Genomic DNA, 20,943 nt, shown 5'->3' with positions numbered 1-20,943 from the left:
CTAACGGTAGTGCTAGCAAAAGCATTGGCGCCAAGATGGGCTGCATCGGAAGTTTCACAGAACTCTGCAGATAACGGTATGTGGACTGTAGGAGTAATCTTCGTCGGGATCATGGCTGTAGGTTTAATTTACGCAGCACTTCAAACAGCGTACACAAATTACGGCACACGATTGAAAGATACTTCGGTCAAAGTGGATCCATCAACATGGGGTAAATAATTTTTTAGGAGAGCAGAGAGAAGGTATTGTACCTCCTCTCTTGCTTTTAAGAGTAAGAGGAGGGAACTATACGTGCAAAACACTGCTGCAACAGCAATTTTCATCACACTTCTACTTGTTCTCACTTTGCTAATTCCAGAGGGATTAATGATGAGTAATGAAAAGACAAACCTTCAAAACTTGGCAAATGATGCAGTAGAGTTAGCCGAAAGACAAGGTGGATTCGATTATGAGTATGAAGGCGTAAGACATTCAATAATTGGTCAAATAGAAAGTCGAATGAAAAGTGAGAACTTAGAAGGTTATAAAATCTCATATACAAAAGGACCTGTACAACATAACGATTCACTTTCATTCGAAATCGAGGGAACATATCGTTATGAAATCTTTAATTTAATTGGCATCACGAATATGGACTTCCCTTTACATGCTAAAAAGAATGGAGTAAGTGAGGTGCTGTTTAGATGATAAGACCACCACTTCAACATATGGATCTAGAGAAACTATTTGGCATTCTCCCAATAGAAAAATTAATACTTATCAGCGCGATATTGCTTTTCATTTATTATATTGCTGCAAATTTGTATACAGACATTAAGTATCGAAGAACATCAAATCTTAAGCATGCAGTATCACTTGTATCAGGGCTGTGCTTTTTCAATTACATGCATGAAGGAAGTTTTATCATCTTAATCGTGATGTTAATTAGTCTGATTTTTGGGTTGGTTTTAGAAAAAATGAAAACCTCGAGTCCTGGTGATACAAAAATGTTTGTTGTAATGAGTGTATGGATCGCTTCATTCGCTCATGAAAACCTTATTCAGCAAACCTTGATTTTTTGTATCGTAACGTATGCCTTTCAATTACTGTTTGCTTGGATATCTTGGATTAAGAAAAAGGGCTTTAAAAATGCTATTAGAGAGCAAAAAGAACAAGTAATTATGTTGCTGACACCAGGTGCTCCATTAGGGAAGGAAATCATATTCGAAAATTGGCCAGGTGCTGTTAATATGTGTTTAGGAGCAATCTTAACACTATTAGCAGGAGGAATATTGATATGACAAAGGTATGGACTACTGAACATTTAAGAAAAGAAGAACACAGGTGGTTTAAAGCAGTATGGATTTTTGGGATAGGATCAGTTATATCGATTCTATTAATGATTTCTACATTCTTTTTATCTGAATCGCTAAAAGTTGTAACGCTAAGAATATCTGACATAGTTTTTTACGTCGTACTAGTTTATGTAGTAAGTTGTACTTTTTTATATTTGAAAGTTTATAGAAAAGTAGATTTTAAGAAAGAAGGAAAGGATCTAAGAGAACATCTACAAATAAAAAAGCTTTCCTTTACCAAATTGAACGATGGAAGTTATGAAATGCACCACCAGTTGTACTTAAAAAAAGAAATGAAAAAGATGCGTCGAAAAGGTCTTTCTTCAGATGAAATAACGAGAAAATGGAAGGATCAACTCGTGAATGATTTTAAACGACTCGAGTCGTTTATAAGAGAAAAAGAAGCAAAAGGTGAAGCAGTGTCTATACACACTTATACACATATCAGAATGTACAAAACTTGGATTAAAATAGCCCGAGATGCAGGATTGTTTTTTGAAGTGATTGAAGACAACAATCAGAAACCAGTAGGATTTAAATGGCGTGAGTGGAAAAAAGGTGTCTATCGTACAAGTGGCAAGAAAGCGAAAAAAGACTCTATTCCAAAAGCAAATGAGTGGAATAAGTATGTCCTGACCTCTAAAGACCAATAAAGACGCATTTTTAACTACCAATTATTGGTTCGTATTGCATCTTTATATCACTTTGTGACATTATGAAGTTAGAAAAGTCTTCTTCTTCATAACCTGTACACGAAGAAAATCTTTAGAAAGAACAGGGATGCTATATGCCATTTAAAACATTTGCGGTACGCAATGAAGTGATCCTACCCATCCATTACCTTAGAGGTTTAAGCAAGTTAAGAGAGCAGGAAATGGGATGGAATGAAATTTTTGATAACGGTCTTGGAGTGGTTAAAGAAATCAAGGAACGAAATCATAAAATAATTGCCCCACCAACAACCGGTGTACGAAAAGAGCGAATGGGACATGATTTTAAAGATGGCGTTTTTGATGAAATGAAAGTATATGCAAAGCATTTTGGCTTAAAACAAGCAGAATTGATTGAGCTATTTGCATGGATATACTTCTCCACTCAATTTACTGAACAGGAAAAAGAATTCTTCCGATTAAATGAATGGATCTTTTATGTCGAAAGTGATTCTGATACTGAACAGTAAATCTTTACTTCGATCCTGCAGCTTAATAATAATTAGCTGAGGAGACGACTTTATGATGCTAAAAATTAAACTGGCTTCTTTTGCACTTAAGCATTGGAAGGAGCTAGCGGGCGCAGTAGGTGTAATCTTAGCGATTATTCTTACTGTGCCTTTTCTTGTCTTTACAGGTTTTATGCCTGGAGGGGAGGAAGACAAAGTTAAGGAATATGCGAACGTGGCTAGTGAATTCGGTATAGATTGGCAAGAACTCATTGCCTTTGATATGGTACGTTTCGATAATGATTTAGATAAAGGTGATCCAGAAGAAGCAGCACTGTACTTTATAGAGTTAAGTGTAGAGAAGCTAAAGATAGAGAATGTTAAGTGTGAAAAGAAAAATAAGAAAGGTGAGTGTATTAAAGGCGGAGGAACTATAGAAAAAGTAATATCGAAAAAAAATTATAAAGGGAAGAATCAAATTTTATCTTTCATAAAAAGTAGTGGAGGCAGTACAAAGAATATAGCAGAATCGCTAAGAGAAATTGGCGCTAAATCCACTTATAGAGTATCAATGTCTTCACATGGAATAGATGAGGCTATGGACCTTGCAAAGTTTACTAAAGTGATGAAAAGAGACGTCAAGCGTATTCTGGATAGTGGGATGCTCATGGAGATGTATCCTGATCTTCAATCAGTATCAGGAGGAATTGGTCTTTGTATTGGTGACGTAGCTCCTGGAGGCAGTGCTAAAGGCGTTACAGATAACGTAAAGGGCTATAAGTCACTTATTGAAAAATATGCAAAGAAATATGGTGTAGAACAGTACACAGGATGGCTCATGGCCATGATGCAACAAGAAAGTTCAGGGATGGGAACGGATCCACTGCAATCTTCAGAAGGACCGTATAATACGCGATATCCTAAAGGACCTAATGGTATTCAAGATGCTGAATACTCAATTCAGGCAGGTGTACAAGAATGGAAAGCATCGATACAAAAGGCTGGCGGTGACATGATGATCGCAGTTCAAACCTATAACTTTGGTGCTGCTTTCCTACCTTGGATTAAGTCACACGGAAACAAATATACACTTGAGAAAGCACAAGAGTTTTCTAAATACTGGTGTTCGTCACATCCATCTCAATTAGGATGTAATGATGGGGTACACGGAACACCTCAACACGCCATGATGGTGTTGAAGTATTATAACAACCCTGGTAAAGCATCTTGTGATTCAATGGGTGGAGATTTCATTGCGGGTAAGGGGGATTTCATTTCACCTATGCCAAAAGATACCTACACTAAAGGTACTTGGCACCAATTCAGATCGCCAGCCTGGCATGCAGGTGTTGATTTGAACGTTCATTCTTGGGCAGATGAAGGGAAAATTGGAATCTATTCGATTGCTGCAGGCAAAGTAACTAGATCACAATACTCATCTTCTTACGGAAATGTCGTGTATATCAAGCACAAGGTGAAAGGAAAAAGTTTTGAGTCGGTATATGCTCATTTAGCCTATACGCCTTTGGTTGAAGAAGGAATGAGTGTCAAGCAAGGTCAAAAGATCGGAATGGTAGGAAATACACCTGGTGTTCCATGGTCCACTTTCCCACATTTACACTTTGAAGTGCACTCTCCAGCTTGGACTGTCGATAAAAAGAATGCAATTAATCCAGAACTAGTAGTAAAGGGGCTGTTTTGATGGGGTACAAACGTTTTATTTTGATTTTAATCGGTACGTTTATTGTGACGACTACCTTAATCATTACAGCTGCAGTAAAAATTGGTGACATAAGACATGAAAAACAAGAGGTTGAGACTGCTAATAATGAGTCTCAAGAGCCCCTCTCTACATTTTTACATGAACTTCCTGAAGTGAATGTAAAGAGTAGGGCTGAAGAGTTCGGAAAATCGGTCGTAGATGGATATTCTTTATTTAGCTACTTCTCACCTGAAGCCTTTGGAGTAAAGGGAGCACCTGAAATAATTGAAGGTCCAAATGGAGAGAGCCCAGAAGAGATGGATCAATTAATTATGGATAAGGTGAAACCATATGGCTTCGTGAAGGAGTATAAGATAAAACAAATAAAGGAGGTTGAGAGTAATACTGAAGTTTTATTTGAATTCACTACGGCTAAAGAAAAAAAATATGAGGTAAAGCTTTTATATAACGATAAAGGTTTAATAATCACTAAAATAGTCACGGATTAAGCAATAAACAATCGTGTTTTATAGTTATTTATGATATAATTAAACTATAAAACAAGGAGGAGATATACATGAAAAAACTCCAAAATGCCGATAAAATGCTTGAACTATTACCAGGTTTTTTAGCTTCTTCTGCAGCAGAAGGATTGCCAATCGAAGAAGATTTAGTAAAGAAAATCAAAGAGATGTTGTCACTAGGATTAGATCCTACTGAAGAAATTGATGCTTACTATGATGAAAAATTAAAAGAAATATCTTCTAACACGTAAGGGGAGGGAACACATTGAGCGCAGATCCTTATTCTCAAGATGGTGTATTGAAGAATAAATTTGGCGAAAAAGATCCTAGAAAGTTGGAGATTTTAGAGAAGAGGTCTACGATTCGTGGATGGATTAAACTACAAAGCGAATTGATAGCTACTCCGAATTTAAAGCTAGATGCTTCTTTGATAAAAAAGATTCATAAAAACTTATTTGATGATGTATATGATTGGGCCGGTGAGTATAGAACGGTGAACATCGTTAAAGGAAAAACGATGTTTGCTAATGCTCTGTATGTACCAGCTGCACTTGAAGATTTAGTTACAAAGCTAAATAGGGATATCACCTCGAAATCTATTACGTCCAATAACATAGGTGAAAAATTAGCTTATTATTATGGTGAACTTAATATGATCCATCCGTTCCGAGAAGGGAACGGACGTACACAGAGAATATTTATTGAAAAAGTAGCAGATAAGCTGGGTTACTCTCTCCAGTTGGAAAAGATAGACTCTAAGAAATTACTTGAAGTAACGATTGAGTCAGTAAATGGAACTGGAAGACCTCTAAAGAAAGTCTTTGAAGAGGTGATTGTAACCAAACACTTTAAGAGCCAATCTGAGCAACCACATATAAATAGTAAAAGTATCATTTCAACAAATGTAACCAAAAACAATTATGATTTAGAAAGATGAATAAAAAATAGAGTTAAAGACAAAAGGCTAAGTCGAAACTTCTTTTGAAGTAAATGACTTAGCCTTTTTATTGTGAATAATCAAAGGGGTGTTTTTAGTCAATTAAAAAAGGTTATTATAAGAACATATATTCTTATTTTAAGGAGGGCGTAAAATGTACAAAGATCGAGGTAACTTAAAGTGGATACCATTTCTCATGCCGGAACATAAAGCATTGTTATATGAGTACTATAAAGAAAAGCAAAAGATCTCGATGCCAGAGATGGATGAGCAAATGATGTTTGTTTATGAGGAAGTAATCAACGAAGCATTATTTAATGGTAATCAAATAAAAATAATGTATTATGACAATATTTCTGGTGATATTAAATTTTGTAAAGGATACGTACAAAAGATAGATTACCTTGAACGATGTGTGAAATTACTTGGAAAACAAACTAATACAGGAAAAGTCACTTTTGAAAGGATTGTTGGGATAGAGTTGTTGGAGGATTTCTAAAAATAGGTGAAAAAAACCTCCTATACCAGGAGGTTTTTTTGTCATGCCTTAAATTGGTTCAAATCGAGCTTTCCTGAGACGACTCCTACAACTTGGTCTGTGAATAGAACAAATTGTTCACAGTTGATAACAATATTTTGAGCTGTCAAAACTTGAGCATCCCTTAAGGTAATAATTTGCAGGTCACTGTTGCTATCAGATTGATTGTCTTTACTTGCATGATGTTTATAGAGGCTAGATGCGATTAAAACTGAAGATACAGGTGACTTCTCTTCCAAAAGTGTCACTACACCTTTTTGCAATCCATCAATATCGTCGTATTCTATAGGATCAATTATTTCTTCTCTTCCTACGACAATTCCATTTGATGTGAAATATGTTAAGTAATCTGAATCCGGAACCTTATTCACTTTGGCCATAGAAGTTGTTGCATCATTTAAAAAGCTAATATACATAGATTTAGCAGACATTTAATTTCCTCCATATCGTTTACTGTATTGATTAACCAAATTATACACTAAAGTCCTTTAAGACTTTAAATAATATCCAGTTGTTTTTTTCTTTATATAAAACGGTCGTTTAATATAAAAAACTTATACGCCAATAAATTTAGTATAATAAGCAGGAAAGTCTTATATTTTCTCGTATATTAATCAATGTCTATTTATTAAGTTAATTTAGCGTTTTATATAAAAAAACCCCTCGTAACGAGATCGTTGTTTGCTCGAGCAAACAAAAAAACAGGAGGTGTCTAGATGGCGAACATTGGATATGTTAGAGTATCGACCATTGAACAAAATTTAGAGTTGCAACTTGACGCAGTTAAGGCGGCCGGCTGTGAAAAGATTTTTGAAGAAAAGAAGAGCTCAGTAAAAGAACGTCCAGAGTTTGAAGCTTGTTTAAATTATTTACGTCCTGGAGATACGTTGGTTGTTTGGAAGTTAGATCGTTTAGGTCGTCAAACCAAAAAGTTACTCGAGTTATCAGAGTGGTTAGAGGAAAACGGTGTGGGACTGAAAATACTTACTTTAGGCGTTGATACAAATACACCAGCTGGTAAGCTGTATTTCACGATTATGGCAGGTCTTGCAGAAATGGAGAGGGAATTAACAATTGAGCGAACTAAAGCAGGATTAGCTGCAGCAAGAAGTAGAGGGAGAGTCGGTGGTAGAAAGCCGATTGATCAATCAGTCATTGATAAGGCTAACATGATGTTTGAAGCTGGAATGACTGTAAAGGACATTTGTAATGTCTTGCCACTGAAACCACCTACGTTCTATAAGTACCGCCAAAAAAAAGCTGAGGAAGTATGAGGTGTAATGATGCCTGGAGAAGTAATTGCAGTCATAAGTAATAAGGGTGGGGTATTGAAAACCTCCATGACGACAAACCTTGCTGGTCAACTCTCTTTAATTGATAAAAAAGTCTTAATCGTGGATATGGACATACAATCAGATGTGGCCGTAACGTTTGGCCAAAACCCGGATTTATTAGAAGAAGATGTGGAGTTTTCTTTATATGATGCACTCATTAAAGGTGCAGATCCTAAAAAGGCGTTAGTCAGTGTTGATAAGAATATCGATCTCCTGGTTACGAATGATGATATGCTCTCATTTGAATTTGATGTATTGTTAGATGCAAGACAATTTCCTACACAAAAGCGATTTTCCTTACTCAAAGAAGTGATTGAAAAAATTAAGATGGATTATGATTATGTATTAATCGATACACCAACAAGTTTCGGTTTAATACAAGGAAACATTCTAGTTGCGTGCCAGGATATGATTATTCCATTCCAACCTGAAAAATATGCTATGCGATCACTACAGAAAACCTTGAAGATAGTAAATGATTTTAAGAGTCAAATGAATCCTGAGTTGCGTGTGCGAGCGATCGTCCCTACACTGGTTAATCAAAGAACACTCTTACATAGAGGGATTATGGAACTTTTACAAGATTATGCAATGAACTCGAAGATAAAGGTGACCAGAACGTTTATACCGACAACCATTGAATTTGCTTCAAGTGTTGGTTTTGATCAGCGACCTCTGTCATTAGCGGCTCCTACTTCTAAAGGTGCTAGAATCTATAATGAATTATTAAAAGAATTAAAGCTTGGATAAGGAGACTATGAAATGAGTAATAAAGATAGAAAGCTAATGGGTTTTGATGAAGTTGCCAAGGATCCATTTGATAATACTAGCAATAACAATAGCGAAAATGTGAACAATAGCACACTTAAAGAAATCCTGAGTGCTAAAAGGAGTAATACAGTATATACGGGTTTTTATATAGAAGAAGATTTATCGAAAATTTTAAATAGTCTTCAGCAAAGAGGGCAACGTGGAGTAAAGTCTGCAACTGTGAATTTAGCTTTAAGAGAATTATTTAAAAAAGAAGGTTACCTATAATCGAAAAGAGTTGATAATCTTGAAAACAAAGAAGATAAAGAATTACTTACTCAATGATGAATTTGAAATTAAAGGTACTTGGATGCTTCCAGAAGGTGAACAAGTAGCAGGTATTTTGTTTTATAGTAATGATCAAATACGACTTGAACTCTTTAATAGTTTAGGCGCGAAAGACAATTCAAATGGTTTAGATGTAATTTTTGGTGTGACAGAGTCAGGAGAAGAAATCACACTATTATCAGCGATGCGTACCAACCTTAAATCTCATATAGGAAAACACAGTCTTACGTTTGAAACCTATAGAGCTTCTCAAATATTTGTAGGCATGCATTGTAAGAGTTTGGATGATATTGATTTCGAGGCTATGGAAATTGAGTTTTCTTATTTTCCTGAATGGTTAGGAGAAGCGGTATTTAAAACACATGGCAGGACGTTAAGTGACAAAACCATCAGCATTAATGAGCTTGATTTAATTCAAATAGATATACCGTTTATTAATGCAGAATTAAAAGGATCTGGTTCAATTCGAACAAATAACGACTTGTACAGAAAAGCTGAATTTACATCAGTAAGTAGATTGAAGCTAGTTCCAAATGAAATCAAAAATTTTGAGTGGTTCAGGAAACAATTATACACCCTGCAAAAACTAATGACAGTCTTAACAGGACGAAGCGTGTATATCTTAGATTTGATTTTTATCAAAGAAGAACCTGGACATAATGAACTAATGAATATGGATTTTATTGATTCTAAAGAATACAAATTGCTGATGAGACAAGGATCTATAAAATTAGAAACTAAGATCACGGAAGATAGTTTTATAATGTCGTATCAACATGTTAAATCTAACTTTGGTGAAATAGTTAATAAATGGTTTGAAAGTGAAGAAAAACTAGATGTTGTATATGATTTATTTGCTGGAGAATATTTTGGGGTTACACATATTACAAAAAGCTTCAGCAATTTAATGCAATCAATTGAGGCATTCCATAGGCGGAATCAGCCTGGAACTCTAATTAAAAGTGAAGATTACGATTTGTATTTGAATAAAATAAATGATTATATAAAAAATACTGCTCCAGATAGGTTGAAAGATAAATTAATAGGTTCTATAAAATATGGGAATGAGTATTCTTTGAGACATCGACTTATACAACTTACTGATTCATTATCATCTGAATCAAGAATCTTAATTTTTGGTGATGAGAGCAATATAAAAAAATTTATTCAAAAACTAGTTGATACTAGAAATTATTTTACTCATTATGACGAGGTAGGGAAATCTAGAATTATTGAGTCAGAAAAACGAATATATGCTATTCAAAGACTTAGATTATTCATGACTATGCTGCTATTTAAAGAATTAGGAATAAAAGAAGAGTATATAGTAGAAAGATTTAAAAAGGATCCTCGAATACATTATCAACTTGTAAGAGCTAACTTGAATCTCCAATAAGAAGAGTAAAAAGAGTTGAAGTTTTACTTCAACTCTTTTTACTCTTCTTTGCTAGCAATATTGCTATTGCTAATAGTAAAGGAATTTATTTTTTATTACCTATTTTGTCGGTATTTATGATATAATCAATCATAGTAAGAGAGGTGATTGTATGAAACGCTATAATTTTTATGTATCAAAATCCGTTAATCGAGCTTTCCAAGCAAAAAAGTTTGGACGACAAGGTAGCAAGCAACTTCGAGAAGTTCTTGATAAAGGATTAGATAAAGCTCAATTAATCAGATACATTCGTGACAATAAAATGAGTGACAAAAACGATGTAGAAAAAGAAGTTAAGTTGTTAACTTTAACTGAATTTCAGAGTAAAGAAATTGATGATCTTTGTGATAGCTTAAAACAGATGGGGTTAAATGCTAACAGATCTACAATCATCGAATATCTTCTTACAGTTTTAGAACCTAAAGGGCAAAAAGAATTAAAAAAACGTATGTATTACGTACCAAAAGATATTCTAGAGTTGCTGGATGTAGCAATAAAGAAACAAACTACAACGCTAAACTCAAATGGAACTTTTGTTCGAAGAAAAGACGAAATCATACGGTTTATAGATGAAGGTCTTTATGAGCCTTTAGAGAGCTTAAGAGAATATGAGTTGTACAACCATTGGTCAGATGAAAAGCATCAATTACAGCTTGTTTTAGACGTAGATACTGATGAATACATTGGAGAACAATCCATTCGACTGTTTGGAAATGATGAATCGAAGGATCGTATTAAAATTTTATGCGATGTATTCAGGCAGTACGTTAAATACACCGAAGAAGATACTATGAGTAAAATTAGAGAGGTGAAATTACTAATGCATAAAGCAATTGAACGCTCTGTTGATCTTGTAGGATGGAATGAGTCGAAAGAAATCCTCAATGAAGTTATGGAAGTATACGAATTGGAGGGAGGTCAAACTATGTATCCGACAGGGAAAGAAGAATTGATTTATCCAGGACACGAATCAGAAGTGGAATACAAAACTGGTAAGACTAGTGAAAAATAATCTTGTTCTATATAGCTTTTCCGAGTATTGTTAATGTAATGCGAATAACTTTGGAATAATTTTTACAATGGAAAATACAATAAAGATCTTTACTGATATATATATAAAATTGAATAAAGGAAAAGGACCTGAATCAAAGATTCAAGTCCTCAGAGAACATGCACATCTAAAAGTCTTTGGCCGGACAGGAGATGCAAGTTCTAATTAACATACTTATGACCTCATATTAGCATGCTTAAACATGTCTGACAAGGTTATAAGTATAAAAAGCGTGACCTCCAATATACGGGTGTGCATGTTCTCTGTTGTTTTTACTAAAAATCAACGGGAGCAGCATACCCTTTTTGTGTGCTCTTCTTACTAGTTGGAGGAGAAGTCTGATGTACTCGAGTCTTTCTAAAAGTCCTGTAAGACAGCATTCGTATTTAGAACAAGAAGTTTTAGAAACTATTTTTGGTCGTGGAATTGGATTGTACGATAACTATGCCAATAATGTACCGAGATCCATCAAACAGAAGTGTGACTTTGAGTTGAAAACTCAAGGTAGTATACGAGTTGCTTATAGTAAAGAAAGTATTTTTGACCTCTCTTTAGGAGGTCAAGATATTGCACGAAGTATCCAGGGTGTTTTGCACTATCATAACAATAGCCATACTGGAGTAACTCATTTCACCCCAAATACATATTATATGGCCGTAAAGCCATCTGACATAGCAGATGAAAACTTAAGACGAGTTAGAACATTTGGGTTTGATATCGACCAAAAAACTTCTGTACAACAAATCTTGTTTGCTTTCGAAGTAGCGGGGATCTCATGTAAGCCGACACTAATTTTAAAAACTCCAAAGGGAGTGCAGTTTTTTGTTGTGTTCGCAGATAATGAAGCTTGGTACGGTTCAGCTGCTGCTGTTCAATATGCAAAAGCTATTGGAGAAGCAATACGTTCTTCTTTGTATGAACAAGGGTTACAAATTGACTTGAACAATTCACTTTTTGGATGGGCGCGTTTTCCAAGAGAAGAAACAATTATGTACTTTGAAAAGGAAAACCTTTGGTCTAAAGATGAAGCTACTGAATGGTTTCAAGAATTAGGTCTTAAGCGTGGTAATGCATCAGTCAATGGATCTTGGTTAACTAGTAAGGCTGGACGTGCTCTTTGGAATACAGACGAAAAAGGAACTCGGAACATGGCAGCGTTTGAATTAAGTGTAATGGCTAAGAGAGATGGATACGAGATCGAGGAAACCATTACGATGATGAAGGAGCGAAATGCAGTAGCTACCTATCCTATCGGTAACAGAAGACTCGAAAAAGCCGTGAAAAGTGCATATAAGAAAGATTACTTTGTAAGACCAGATGTAGTTGAAATGATTTGTGGTGTACGTCCGCAGTTACGTGGTTACTATAAACACAAAAAAACAAAAGAAGAACGTGCTTATGAAAAAATAGAAGAGCTTGTAGAACGTACTATTGATCACCTTGAAAAAAGGTTGCCCGTTGGGGAGGGGAGTAGTCTGTCCATTAGTGCCTCACAACTTGCAGAAGAAATGAATCATGAAAAAGCGCAAGTCAAAAGTTTGACTCGTGCTTTTAAGAAAGTCTCAAAATCTAAATTTATTATTCGTAAAAAAAGAGATTTGAAAGGAAATGTAATGAAAGGGAGATACGCTGGATTCGTTATTTATCGAACTCAGGACTTCATGCTGGAGATCGCTAAACAAAAGCAGAAGATTCAATTACCTGGAGATACATATAATGCATTCTGTGCATTGGAAGAAACAAAAGAATACACTTCGAAATTAATGTGTCAATTGCCAAAACACTTAGGTACCGTATCCAGCTCGTCTGTTCTGACATTGATCTACACCACAGGATATTTACCTGGTCCAGGATTATGGTGGCTCAATAAATAGGAGTTGCTTACGATGTATGGTGATTGAAATATAATTCTACGCATTACTGGTAGTCTTCACGATAGGTATATTTCGTAAGTGGTACCAGTATGGATTGTATTATCTGCTATGGGGAGGATCAATTTGAAACTCTAGTGTATTAATCTTGAAAAATGTTATTTCTTCATCTGACATGTGAATCATAAAATAAAGCCATAAGCAGAATTCAATTACTTCGGGTTGCTTAAAATTTAATTCGTAGGCAAATTGTTTAATCTCTTCAATGATCGTCCCTGTAAACGTAGAAGTATTATTATAAGGGCGGGTCTCAAAATATGCTGGAGCAGTAATACGATATCCTTTTGATAGCAATGCTTGTAATGTCATACAGCCAAATTCAAAGACTTTTTGCCAATTAAGATTATAGTTTTTTAGAGTCGGATTAACTTTAGATAGTTCTCTCATGTATGTATAAGGCAATCGATATTCGAGACGAATTTTAAAACTAAAAATAAATCCATCGTCATAAGTTTTTTTTCTCATTTGTATAGGGCTCTCCTCTTTATTTTGATATGTATCTTAAAGTATAACACTAGACAAAGATTTATTAGGGCTCATAGAAGGCCCTGTAGCGCATATACATGCTGACAGGACCTAACTACCGCTGACAGCCTACTCCGGCCGATAACGACGTTCCTTAAGCGTCCAAGGACGCTAGGATCCGTACGTTCCTGTCCATCGTTTGACGGCAGCCACGGAGCGTAAGTCAAAGTCAAGAGCATTACGCTAGCACTATCGTTAACGCTAGCATTAAAAAGGAAGTCCGGCCAACGCCGGACGAGAGCATTTTTCCGATTTGCCCCTCGGAGCGTACACTTCCCTGACCAGGGCTGGAGATGGAGGACCCGAGCCTCCGCTTCGCTTCTCGGGACCCTCCAGCCCCTAGACCTGGACTCCTCATCAAGGGACGAAAACTTTGTATTATTCTCTGAAAATCGGAGAATAAAAGTTTCCTCAAAAGCTCCCTTGACACGTCGTAGGCAGCGAGTGTCCGCATTCGGTGTCAAATCGGCAAAAATAAGCCTTATTGAGGCTTTTAGCGCCCCGAGGAGACAAAGACGGAAAAAACCAAGTTCGAAAACATCAAAAACGAAAAGAGGAAAAACATGGACCTTAAAGAGCTATCAAGAGATTTGCAAGATGAAGTCGAACAAATTTACAACATGACGTTCACTTACGAAAATTTATCTCAGATTCATGTTCGAGAAGTAGACAGAAGTAAAGAGTGCGGAAGTATAAAATTAATGTACTCTAACGTTAAAAATGAAACTGCTTCTACACTAGATTATCAGTACGACGAAAAAGAAGAGACATTCGAACGAAGATTAATCGTTAGTTATTTAGAAGGAGATTGGTCTACTTTACTAGATCAAAAGTTAAAGGGAATAGATCCAGAAGACCTTTTGAACGATCTTAAATCTGTATTCGATTTAATGACGCTTAATCCATACTAAAATTGGAGGAAAACAAAATGATGCATGCTACTGTTACCGTAGGAATGAACACTAAAAAAAATAGTAAGTCGATTCAAAGAAAGCAATATTTCACTTTACCACATCAAAAAGAAATGTTTTTCAATGCTTTGGAGAGCTATGGTATTAACGATCAGATGGATCCAGTAAATTTAGAAATTAAAAAAGAAAATGTGCTGATTGAGAAGTGGTCCAATGTTACAGTAGACTATCGTGATTTAGAAAAGCTAAGTAAAGACGTGTACTGCTCTTCTTCGCTAAACGAAATTACCGAACATCTCGAAATGTTCTTAGAAAGTATTTAACATTCATTGAAAGTATTAATGCTAGCAATAGCGCTAGCATTAATACTAACTTTAAGGAGGTCATTATATGAGCGATTCAATTAATTTTAAGGTTTTTGTAGGGCTAGATATAGATATTGAAGTGAGCAAGCTTCAAACTTATATTCATCCGAAATCAAGTAAACTTCAGATTTTGCAAGGGCTTCAAGAGATCATTAAAGAAGAGTTAGCAGCTGAAGCAAACTGTAACGTAAGCAGTCCAGGTCCAACTATAATGCGTTTCTATGATACTTATAACGAATTAGAGCATTTCACTGATATTTTAGAGTCGCCTAGCTCGACAATAGGCAATTTAAATAAGGTAAATCCTGATTTATATCCGGTTCTAAAGCATTTATCAGAGAATGACGCAATGATAGAGATTGAAGATCCAGAGGATCCATATATGGTGACTTTAAGCGAACAGGAGACTGAACATGAATAATACAACTTTGATGAACATCATAAACGAATTATGTACAGAAACGAATAATAGTAGAGAACGTCGGACAATCGTTTCAGTACAATTAGGAGTCCTTAGAAAAGCATTTGGTTTAAAGAACGATGATCACTTAAAGACTAAAAGTGATCATCGTCTTCAACCAATGTTGACTCAAGAAGAAATCAAAAATGAGGCACTTTGGTATAGTGAAATTTTTCAGCTGCAGCAAAAAAATAATCAACGCGAAAAACTAAGAGAAACTTTTATAAGTCTCTTAGCAACAATAGATGCAATTGAAATCTTCGATATAGATTTAGCACTTAATATTAAAAGTGAACTGGACACAATTCTCCGTACTGGAGCAACAGTCAGGTAAGCCAAAAGAAGAAAGAAGAAAGTAGCTTACGCTACATTTTTCTTTCTCTTCGAATGGAAGTAATACTACGTATTACTATTGAATTGATTTTTCGCACGCATCGAGCGTGCGATTTATTTTTAAGCTAATCGTTTTCCTAGTTGATGTTTCAAAAACAAAAGCATAGGCCCCCTGTTCTTGTCACGTTAGTTCACTATGATTTTGTGGCAAGGGTGAAAAATAAAACCTTCATTCCATGATTTATAAGAACCAGGAAACTCCTCGACCTCATGCGTCGTCAAAAATTCTGATAGCTACGCTAGATTTTTGACTCCTCTGATCCCCGGAGTCTCACTGAACCTAATAAATATTCCAATCAGTTACGCTAAAGCGTATTTTTTTTTGCACTTTTTCCTTGCCACAAAATCATTACGTTCACTCAACAGACTTCGAACAGGGGAGATGGTCCTCGAATCAACAAAAGGAGTGAATCATATGTATTCGTCGTTTGAACATCTAAGAAGTGAAATATCTCAAAAGCTCATCTATGAATATGGAGGAACTGGTTATCATGTCGATAGAAAAGGCAAAAAAATCTCAGTGAATTTCTTAGGTAATGATTATCTGTTTCACGTCACCGATTTCATTCTTAAATCAGATAGTAAAGTGAATGTCATTGATGACATTTTTAATTGGGAGCTTGAAAGAGTAGCAACACATCAATATGAATCAGTATCAATTGATAATGTTCAAGAACTCCTCATTTCTATTTGGACAAAAGAGAAGAAAGGAAGAACTGATTTACTAGCTTAATTGCTAGTAAATCAGTTCTAAGGAGAACACACTATGAATCTGTTAGAAGTCAGATATACCATCGGGAATGAAGAAGTAATCGAAATACAAACTGAAGAAGATTTTCTTCAGTTTGTTACAGCATTTTGCTGGGATATTTTTGAGTGGACACCCCTACTTGAAGTATGTGATGGAATTGTCTTTGTTCATTCAGAAACTTGGCAAGCTGATTTTTATTCTGAAAAAGGAAGTTTAGAATGGTTACATGAAGAAATAGATATTGAGAATGATTCAGACATAACCTTTTTTTTGAAGTTGCAAAAAAAACTTAAAATTCAATCACGGATTGTTTCGGGTCACACATGACCCGAAACATCTATTGTACCTACTTGAATTTTTCCTATAAAAGTACGTCCATTCTTATTTAAAGTCCATTTTTTAAATTTGAATGGACCCAGATTTATAAGTTCAATGTCTTTAAGTTCGACCATATCTAAAGAGAGAAGAACAGGAATTAAATTATCGAGTAACAACAGACCAACAGGATCCTTCGTTCCTGTAGGAATACCATTAAGAAGAGTAAGTAAATTCTGTAAAAGAAGCTGTAATAGCGTTGGATTCATAGTCATCTCATGATTCATTTGGTTCAAAAACTCTTCGTCCAATTGTACATACTTACTTGTTAAAGCATTTAAGATTTCATCATAAGTATACTCTCCAATTTGTAAAGACGAAGTTGATAATTGTTCAAGTTCTTTTATTCTCGTCATCAATTGTTTATTTGTATCGATCAAATCTTTCGTTTTCTGTTCGAGGTTATCATTATTTTTCACTAATGATGGATCATCCTCTCGAATCCAACCCTTTAAACGATTGAATCGTTCAATTTCGTTAATAGATCCAAATACTTCAGCTTTAATTTGGTCAATATTCTTAATCATAGAAACAACACGATTGTGACCTGCAACATATTCTTTAAATTCCAAATATTTTTCGTGGTTCATTTTTTCATAAACATCTTCATCTCTCACATTTGACCCTAAAGATTTCACTTTCAGCATGTCATCTGTAAGTACAAGTGCAAAAATTGGTTTACCCGAATTCAAAGCGTATTCAAACTCTAAATGTGTATAACTTTTTTTAGATTTAGGTTCTAAGGTGCCATATCGACCACCTAAAATCAGCATATATATATCAGATTCATCAATCCACCGTTCTATAGTTTGAAGTTGATCTAAGCTACCAGCTTTAAACAATTCCATACCAGCTGGAATATGATTTGCATTTAATACAGCTTCAACGGCTTGTTGACGTTCTTCAATTAAATCAGTATATGTCGATGAAATAAAAACTTGATATTTTTTGTACATTTCAATGATCCCCCTCGGCCTTTTCATCTTAAATCATAGCATGTAAAGATTTCTTTTTGATAGGGCTCATAGAAGGTCCTGTAGCGCATATAGATGCTGACAGGACCTAACTACCGCTGACAGCCTACTCCGGCCGATAACGACGTTCCCTAAGCGTCCAAGGACGCTAGGATCCGTACGTTCCTGTCCATCGTTTGACGGCAGCCACGGAGCGTAAGTCAAAGTCAAGAGCATTACGCTAGCACTATCGTTAACGCTAGCATTAAAAAGGAAGTCCGGCCAACGCCGGACGAGAGCATTTTTCCGATTTGCCCCTCGGAGCGTACACTTCCCTGACCAGGGCTGGAGATGGAGGACCCGAGCCTCCGCTTCGCTTCTCGGGATCCTCCAGCCCCTAGACCTGGACTCCTCATCAAGGGACGAAAACTTTGTATTATTCTCTGAAAATCGGAGAATAAAAGTTTCCTCAAAAGCTCCCTTGACACGTCGTAGGCAGCGAGTGTCCGCATACGGTGCCAAACCGGCAAAAATAAGCCTAGTGAGGCCTTTTAAGCGCCCCGAGGAGACAAAGACGGAAAAAACCAAGTTCGAAAATATCAAAAACGAAAAGAGGAAAACCATTGAAAAAAGTTCAAGAGATTACAGTCTTAGGATTCATCAATCATTGTTTGAAAGCAGATTACGACTCACTAAAACAGTACTTGTGGTGTACTCAAGAAATATCTGCAAACGAAGAAGATTTTTTAGACAAGATTGAAAATATGCTTAATCTGATTGCTGAAGCAAAGTTAGATGGAACGTTTTTCTTTATCGATGAAAGTGAAATAATTTAACTAATTTTAGTTTAAAAATAGTGTAAAATTATACTTTTGGTGTTATAATAGATATAGGAGGTGAGGGAGGGAAAGCTAGTAACACCAAGAGTATTACCAAATTCGAAGACATAAAAAACGAAAAGAGGAATGTCATTTATGATGCTAGAGTCAGTCGTAGAAGTAGTTAGAATTGTTCAAGAAACTAAGGTTCGAAAGGGACGAATTGCTACTCCGATTAGTGGTCCTAACGACGTCGCCAATTTAGCTTCGTTTTATATCGGTGATGAAGATCGCGAAGTTCTACTAGTAATCGGTTTAAGCACTAAGAATAAAATTAATATGGTTAACAGAGCGCATATGGGATCGCTCAGTTCTTCGATTGTTACGCCTAGAGAGGTTTTCAAACCTCTTATTCTAAGTAACTGTGCTTCATTTGTAATCTGTCATAACCATCCGAGCGCCGATTTATTAAACATAGTATCCTAAACTAGAGTACTCTAAGTACTCGAAGTTTAGGATTTTTTAATTACAGTGCTTTAACTATTAAATATATAAGGGTATTATTAATAGTAGTTAAAGTATTTAAAGGTGGTGGAAAGATGAAGGTTCAGAAAGTAATTGTGGAGGAAAAATCATATCCGTTATACATACTGCTAGATAAAGAATTTGAAGTGATAGAACCGGTTAAGCGATTTATAAAGTACTTGGATAATACGGGCAAAGCTCCAAATACCATTAAAACATATTGTTATCATCTCAAGCTGTTTTATGAATTTATGAGCCAAAGTAGAATCGAATTAGGAGATTTACAATTTGAGGATTTAGCAAACTTTGTAGGATGGTTAAGAAATCCAGCAGGGCATTTAAAGGTAATAGATATACAACCAAAGAAGGCTAAAAGAGAGGAAACATCAGTTAATTCCATACTTAACGCTGTAACTAGTTTCTTAGAGTATTTAAATCGCACAGAAAATTTTAAAGCTATAGATATGTCTAAAGAAGCAAGAGGAAGAAACTTTAAGGGGTTTCTTCACCATATTTCTAAAGGTAGATCCTATAAAAAAAATATTTTAAAGCTTAGGGTCAAAAAGAAACTTGTACAAGTATTAGAACATGGACAAGTCAAAGCAATAATTGAGGCATGTCATACCAAAAGAGATAAGTTACTTATTATGCTTATGTATGAAGGGGGACTTCGGATAGGAGAAGCATTATCCCTTCGTATTGAAGATATTTCAACATGGGATAACCAGATTAACATCAGGCCAAGAGATCATAATGAAAATGGAGCTTATATTAAACTTAAAAAAGAAAGAACTATTGATGTAAGTAAGGAATTAATGGCATTATATACCGATTACTTAGTACATGAATATGGGGAAGATTTAGATCATGATTATATATTTATTAATCTTAAAGATTCTTATTTTGGCCACCCTCTAAAATATCAAAGTGTATTAGACTTAATAAGAAGACTAGGAAAACGGACAGGGATTACTTTCACTGCCCATATATTACGTCATACGCATGCCACAGAGCTTATTAGAAGTGGATGGGATGCTGCATATGTACAAAAAAGATTAGGGCATGCCCATGTACAAACAACACTTGATACGTATGTTCATCTTTCTGATCAAGATATGAAGAATGAATATAAAAAGTATCTTCAAGGGAGAGAAACATGACAATGAAATTTCCAAGTGTAGCAACTAATCGAAAGCTTATCGCTAGTACAGAGATTAATAAAAAAATAGCTAATATGACAAGTGTTTTAAAAGGTTATTGGGCAGCAGATAGATGGGATATAAGAATTTGTCCGCATCCTAGTGCAATTGAGTTAAGTAAGAATCCGTCACTAAGAAATCGTTGGGTAAATTTCGATAAGGTGGAAAATGTCTGGTTGAAAACAGAATTAAAATATTTTTATTACCTTCACTTGAATAATGGAGCTTGGAATGCAAAATCCGTTTGGATTAGAAAGGGAACAGTGATAAGCCGGATGATGGGATTTTTAAATTTAAAATATCCTAATATTACATCGATAACCGAAGTGCCTATAAAAAAAGCTTTGACAGAATACCGGACCTACTTAACAGAACAAAAAGTAAAAACTACGACTACTAATTACAAACTTGATGTAAATCAGCAGAAAGTTACTGTACATGCGAATTCCTATTACGTTACTCATCTTAAGCAGTTTATGGAATTCTATGAGGACTTCTATTTTGATGGGGAAGAATGGGAAAAAGATGTTTGGAATCGAAGAAAATTATCATTACCGGAAGATAAGGTAAACCCAACATCCTACGAATATACGATCAACTTTAAGGGTTTTAAGAATAATTATTT

At 35.3% G+C, this 20,943-nt stretch carries 28 protein-coding genes and 1 pseudogene; 26 read left to right on the top strand and 3 right to left on the bottom strand.

Annotated features, from left to right (window positions below; all coding sequences use genetic code 11):
* The 10 genes from ACHA8N_RS00810 to ACHA8N_RS00765 form a co-directional block, all read left to right on the top strand.
* A partial coding sequence (locus ACHA8N_RS00810; protein WP_393964465.1) for a hypothetical protein occupies window positions 1–219 on the top strand: 219 nt, incomplete at its 5' end.
* Window positions 220–291: 72 nt separating this feature from the next.
* Window positions 292–687 carry a DUF4320 family protein gene (locus tag ACHA8N_RS00805; protein WP_393964464.1) on the top strand — a complete coding sequence of 132 codons (396 nt, stop codon included), beginning with the start codon at window positions 292–294 and terminating at the stop codon, window positions 685–687.
* Complete coding sequence (locus ACHA8N_RS00800; RefSeq protein ID WP_393964463.1) at window positions 684–1,280, top strand: hypothetical protein; 597 nt, start codon at window positions 684–686, stop codon at window positions 1,278–1,280. The genes ACHA8N_RS00805 and ACHA8N_RS00800 overlap by 4 nt, the downstream gene beginning before the upstream one ends.
* Window positions 1,277–1,987, top strand: a complete 711-nt coding sequence (locus ACHA8N_RS00795; RefSeq protein WP_393964462.1) for a hypothetical protein — start codon at window positions 1,277–1,279, stop codon at window positions 1,985–1,987. Before ACHA8N_RS00800 ends, ACHA8N_RS00795 begins: the two co-directional genes overlap by 4 nt.
* A 134-nt stretch (window positions 1,988–2,121) precedes the next feature.
* Window positions 2,122–2,514: a hypothetical protein gene (locus ACHA8N_RS00790; RefSeq protein WP_114597401.1), complete on the top strand. Its 393-nt coding sequence runs from the start codon at window positions 2,122–2,124 to the stop codon at window positions 2,512–2,514.
* A gap of 52 nt (window positions 2,515–2,566) precedes the next feature.
* Window positions 2,567–4,195 (top strand): lysozyme family protein, encoded by a 1,629-nt coding sequence (locus tag ACHA8N_RS00785; protein ID WP_393964461.1) that lies wholly within the window; start codon window positions 2,567–2,569, stop codon window positions 4,193–4,195.
* Window positions 4,195–4,704 (top strand): hypothetical protein, encoded by a 510-nt coding sequence (locus tag ACHA8N_RS00780; protein ID WP_114597399.1) that lies wholly within the window; start codon window positions 4,195–4,197, stop codon window positions 4,702–4,704. Before ACHA8N_RS00785 ends, ACHA8N_RS00780 begins: the two co-directional genes overlap by 1 nt.
* 68 nt (window positions 4,705–4,772) lie before the next feature.
* A complete protein-coding gene (locus ACHA8N_RS00775) occupies window positions 4,773–4,970 on the top strand; it encodes a hypothetical protein (protein WP_026826968.1) in 198 nt (65 codons plus the stop codon).
* A gap of 14 nt (window positions 4,971–4,984) precedes the next feature.
* Complete coding sequence (locus ACHA8N_RS00770; RefSeq protein WP_393964460.1) at window positions 4,985–5,656, top strand: Fic/DOC family protein; 672 nt, start codon at window positions 4,985–4,987, stop codon at window positions 5,654–5,656.
* Between the two features lie 154 nt (window positions 5,657–5,810).
* Window positions 5,811–6,155, top strand: coding sequence for a YolD-like family protein (locus ACHA8N_RS00765; protein ID WP_393964459.1), 345 nt, complete (start codon window positions 5,811–5,813; stop codon window positions 6,153–6,155).
* Between the two features lie 41 nt (window positions 6,156–6,196).
* Here the strand turns inward: ACHA8N_RS00765 and ACHA8N_RS00760 are convergent, their stop codons facing one another.
* Window positions 6,197–6,625: a hypothetical protein gene (locus ACHA8N_RS00760; protein WP_393964458.1), complete on the bottom strand. Its 429-nt coding sequence runs from the start codon at window positions 6,623–6,625 to the stop codon at window positions 6,197–6,199.
* 285 nt (window positions 6,626–6,910) lie between these two features.
* On the opposite strand from ACHA8N_RS00760, the gene ACHA8N_RS00755 reads away from it, so the two are divergent.
* The 6 genes from ACHA8N_RS00755 (at window position 6,911) to ACHA8N_RS00730 (ending at window position 12,986) form a co-directional block, all read left to right on the top strand.
* Window positions 6,911–7,468: a recombinase family protein gene (locus tag ACHA8N_RS00755; RefSeq protein ID WP_215148917.1), complete on the top strand. Its 558-nt coding sequence runs from the start codon at window positions 6,911–6,913 to the stop codon at window positions 7,466–7,468.
* Window positions 7,469–7,477: 9 nt separating this feature from the next.
* A complete protein-coding gene (locus ACHA8N_RS00750) occupies window positions 7,478–8,278 on the top strand; it encodes a ParA family protein (RefSeq protein ID WP_393964457.1) in 801 nt (266 codons plus the stop codon).
* 12 nt (window positions 8,279–8,290) lie between these two features.
* Complete coding sequence (locus ACHA8N_RS00745) at window positions 8,291–8,566, top strand: hypothetical protein (protein WP_393964456.1); 276 nt, start codon at window positions 8,291–8,293, stop codon at window positions 8,564–8,566.
* A 19-nt stretch (window positions 8,567–8,585) separates the two neighbouring features.
* Entirely contained in the window at window positions 8,586–10,022 is a 1,437-nt protein-coding gene (locus tag ACHA8N_RS00740; RefSeq protein ID WP_393964455.1) for an ApeA N-terminal domain 1-containing protein, read from the top strand.
* 151 nt (window positions 10,023–10,173) lie between these two features.
* The gene (locus ACHA8N_RS00735) at window positions 10,174–11,073 is read left to right on the top strand and encodes a hypothetical protein (protein WP_393964454.1); all 900 of its coding nucleotides are present in this window, start codon (window positions 10,174–10,176) and stop codon (window positions 11,071–11,073) included.
* 380 nt (window positions 11,074–11,453) lie between these two features.
* Entirely contained in the window at window positions 11,454–12,986 is a 1,533-nt protein-coding gene (locus ACHA8N_RS00730) for a primase C-terminal domain-containing protein (protein WP_393964453.1), read from the top strand.
* A gap of 99 nt (window positions 12,987–13,085) precedes the next feature.
* Here ACHA8N_RS00730 and ACHA8N_RS00725 read toward each other — a convergent pair whose 3' ends face one another.
* A complete protein-coding gene (locus tag ACHA8N_RS00725) occupies window positions 13,086–13,508 on the bottom strand; it encodes a hypothetical protein (RefSeq protein WP_393964452.1) in 423 nt (140 codons plus the stop codon).
* 623 nt (window positions 13,509–14,131) lie between these two features.
* Here ACHA8N_RS00725 and ACHA8N_RS00720 point away from each other — a divergent pair.
* The 6 genes from ACHA8N_RS00720 to ACHA8N_RS00695 all read left to right on the top strand — a co-directional run bounded on the left by ACHA8N_RS00720 (window position 14,132) and on the right by ACHA8N_RS00695 (window position 16,775).
* On the top strand, window positions 14,132–14,479 hold the full coding sequence (locus tag ACHA8N_RS00720; protein WP_393964451.1) for a hypothetical protein: 348 nt from the start codon (window positions 14,132–14,134) through the stop codon (window positions 14,477–14,479).
* Window positions 14,480–14,496: 17 nt separating this feature from the next.
* On the top strand, window positions 14,497–14,802 hold the full coding sequence (locus tag ACHA8N_RS00715) for a hypothetical protein (RefSeq protein WP_393964450.1): 306 nt from the start codon (window positions 14,497–14,499) through the stop codon (window positions 14,800–14,802).
* A 67-nt stretch (window positions 14,803–14,869) separates the two neighbouring features.
* On the top strand, window positions 14,870–15,265 hold the full coding sequence (locus ACHA8N_RS00710) for a hypothetical protein (RefSeq protein ID WP_393964449.1): 396 nt from the start codon (window positions 14,870–14,872) through the stop codon (window positions 15,263–15,265).
* Window positions 15,258–15,638, top strand: a complete 381-nt coding sequence (locus ACHA8N_RS00705; protein ID WP_393964448.1) for a hypothetical protein — start codon at window positions 15,258–15,260, stop codon at window positions 15,636–15,638. Before ACHA8N_RS00710 ends, ACHA8N_RS00705 begins: the two co-directional genes overlap by 8 nt.
* 474 nt (window positions 15,639–16,112) lie before the next feature.
* Window positions 16,113–16,430, top strand: coding sequence for a hypothetical protein (locus ACHA8N_RS00700; RefSeq protein ID WP_393964447.1), 318 nt, complete (start codon window positions 16,113–16,115; stop codon window positions 16,428–16,430).
* Window positions 16,431–16,463: 33 nt separating this feature from the next.
* Window positions 16,464–16,775, top strand: a complete 312-nt coding sequence (locus ACHA8N_RS00695) for a hypothetical protein (protein ID WP_393964446.1) — start codon at window positions 16,464–16,466, stop codon at window positions 16,773–16,775.
* On the opposite strand, the gene ACHA8N_RS00690 is transcribed toward ACHA8N_RS00695, so the two are convergent.
* Window positions 16,766–17,779: a DUF4062 domain-containing protein gene (locus ACHA8N_RS00690; RefSeq protein ID WP_393964445.1), complete on the bottom strand. Its 1,014-nt coding sequence runs from the start codon at window positions 17,777–17,779 to the stop codon at window positions 16,766–16,768. The genes ACHA8N_RS00695 and ACHA8N_RS00690 overlap by 10 nt on opposite strands.
* Before the next feature lie 620 nt (window positions 17,780–18,399).
* Here ACHA8N_RS00690 and ACHA8N_RS00685 point away from each other — a divergent pair.
* The 4 genes and pseudogenes from ACHA8N_RS00685 to ACHA8N_RS00670 all read left to right on the top strand — a co-directional run.
* Window positions 18,400–18,612, top strand: a complete 213-nt coding sequence (locus ACHA8N_RS00685; RefSeq protein ID WP_393964444.1) for a hypothetical protein — start codon at window positions 18,400–18,402, stop codon at window positions 18,610–18,612.
* Between the two features lie 129 nt (window positions 18,613–18,741).
* Window positions 18,742–19,080 (top strand): JAB domain-containing protein, encoded by a 339-nt coding sequence (locus tag ACHA8N_RS00680; RefSeq protein ID WP_393964443.1) that lies wholly within the window; start codon window positions 18,742–18,744, stop codon window positions 19,078–19,080.
* A gap of 113 nt (window positions 19,081–19,193) precedes the next feature.
* Entirely contained in the window at window positions 19,194–20,279 is a 1,086-nt protein-coding gene (locus tag ACHA8N_RS00675) for a tyrosine-type recombinase/integrase (protein ID WP_000867971.1), read from the top strand.
* Between the two features lie 2 nt (window positions 20,280–20,281).
* Window positions 20,282–20,943 (top strand): annotated as a pseudogene (locus ACHA8N_RS00670) (transposase); the annotation flags it as partial.

The sequence above is a fragment of the Exiguobacterium sp. S22-S28 genome (assembly GCF_043359615.1).
GTDB lineage: Bacteria > Bacillota > Bacilli > Exiguobacteriales > Exiguobacteriaceae > Exiguobacterium_A.
The sequence above is the reverse complement of the archived record's forward strand: the minus strand, read 5'-3'. Positions and strand labels throughout refer to the sequence as shown.

Excerpts from the sequence above, each read along its gene's own strand:
- ACHA8N_RS00800 (WP_393964463.1), top strand. The coding sequence starts at position 684 with ATGATAAGACCACCACTTCAACATATGGATCTAGAGAAACTATTTGGC.
- ACHA8N_RS00795 (WP_393964462.1), top strand. The coding sequence starts at position 1,277 with ATGACAAAGGTATGGACTACTGAACATTTAAGAAAAGAAGAACACAGG.
- ACHA8N_RS00790 (WP_114597401.1), top strand. The coding sequence starts at position 2,122 with ATGCCATTTAAAACATTTGCGGTACGCAATGAAGTGATCCTACCCATC.
- ACHA8N_RS00785 (WP_393964461.1), top strand. The coding sequence starts at position 2,567 with ATGATGCTAAAAATTAAACTGGCTTCTTTTGCACTTAAGCATTGGAAG.
- ACHA8N_RS00780 (WP_114597399.1), top strand. The coding sequence starts at position 4,195 with ATGGGGTACAAACGTTTTATTTTGATTTTAATCGGTACGTTTATTGTG.
- ACHA8N_RS00775 (WP_026826968.1), top strand. The coding sequence starts at position 4,773 with ATGAAAAAACTCCAAAATGCCGATAAAATGCTTGAACTATTACCAGGT.
- ACHA8N_RS00765 (WP_393964459.1), top strand. The coding sequence starts at position 5,811 with ATGTACAAAGATCGAGGTAACTTAAAGTGGATACCATTTCTCATGCCG.
- ACHA8N_RS00760 (WP_393964458.1), bottom strand. The coding sequence starts at position 6,625 with ATGTCTGCTAAATCTATGTATATTAGCTTTTTAAATGATGCAACAACT.
- ACHA8N_RS00755 (WP_215148917.1), top strand. The coding sequence starts at position 6,911 with ATGGCGAACATTGGATATGTTAGAGTATCGACCATTGAACAAAATTTA.
- ACHA8N_RS00750 (WP_393964457.1), top strand. The coding sequence starts at position 7,478 with ATGCCTGGAGAAGTAATTGCAGTCATAAGTAATAAGGGTGGGGTATTG.
- ACHA8N_RS00745 (WP_393964456.1), top strand. The coding sequence starts at position 8,291 with ATGAGTAATAAAGATAGAAAGCTAATGGGTTTTGATGAAGTTGCCAAG.
- ACHA8N_RS00735 (WP_393964454.1), top strand. The coding sequence starts at position 10,174 with ATGAAACGCTATAATTTTTATGTATCAAAATCCGTTAATCGAGCTTTC.
- ACHA8N_RS00730 (WP_393964453.1), top strand. The coding sequence starts at position 11,454 with ATGTACTCGAGTCTTTCTAAAAGTCCTGTAAGACAGCATTCGTATTTA.
- ACHA8N_RS00725 (WP_393964452.1), bottom strand. The coding sequence starts at position 13,508 with ATGAGAAAAAAAACTTATGACGATGGATTTATTTTTAGTTTTAAAATT.
- ACHA8N_RS00720 (WP_393964451.1), top strand. The coding sequence starts at position 14,132 with ATGGACCTTAAAGAGCTATCAAGAGATTTGCAAGATGAAGTCGAACAA.
- ACHA8N_RS00715 (WP_393964450.1), top strand. The coding sequence starts at position 14,497 with ATGATGCATGCTACTGTTACCGTAGGAATGAACACTAAAAAAAATAGT.
- ACHA8N_RS00710 (WP_393964449.1), top strand. The coding sequence starts at position 14,870 with ATGAGCGATTCAATTAATTTTAAGGTTTTTGTAGGGCTAGATATAGAT.
- ACHA8N_RS00705 (WP_393964448.1), top strand. The coding sequence starts at position 15,258 with ATGAATAATACAACTTTGATGAACATCATAAACGAATTATGTACAGAA.
- ACHA8N_RS00700 (WP_393964447.1), top strand. The coding sequence starts at position 16,113 with ATGTATTCGTCGTTTGAACATCTAAGAAGTGAAATATCTCAAAAGCTC.
- ACHA8N_RS00695 (WP_393964446.1), top strand. The coding sequence starts at position 16,464 with ATGAATCTGTTAGAAGTCAGATATACCATCGGGAATGAAGAAGTAATC.
- ACHA8N_RS00690 (WP_393964445.1), bottom strand. The coding sequence starts at position 17,779 with ATGTACAAAAAATATCAAGTTTTTATTTCATCGACATATACTGATTTA.
- ACHA8N_RS00680 (WP_393964443.1), top strand. The coding sequence starts at position 18,742 with ATGTCATTTATGATGCTAGAGTCAGTCGTAGAAGTAGTTAGAATTGTT.
- ACHA8N_RS00675 (WP_000867971.1), top strand. The coding sequence starts at position 19,194 with ATGAAGGTTCAGAAAGTAATTGTGGAGGAAAAATCATATCCGTTATAC.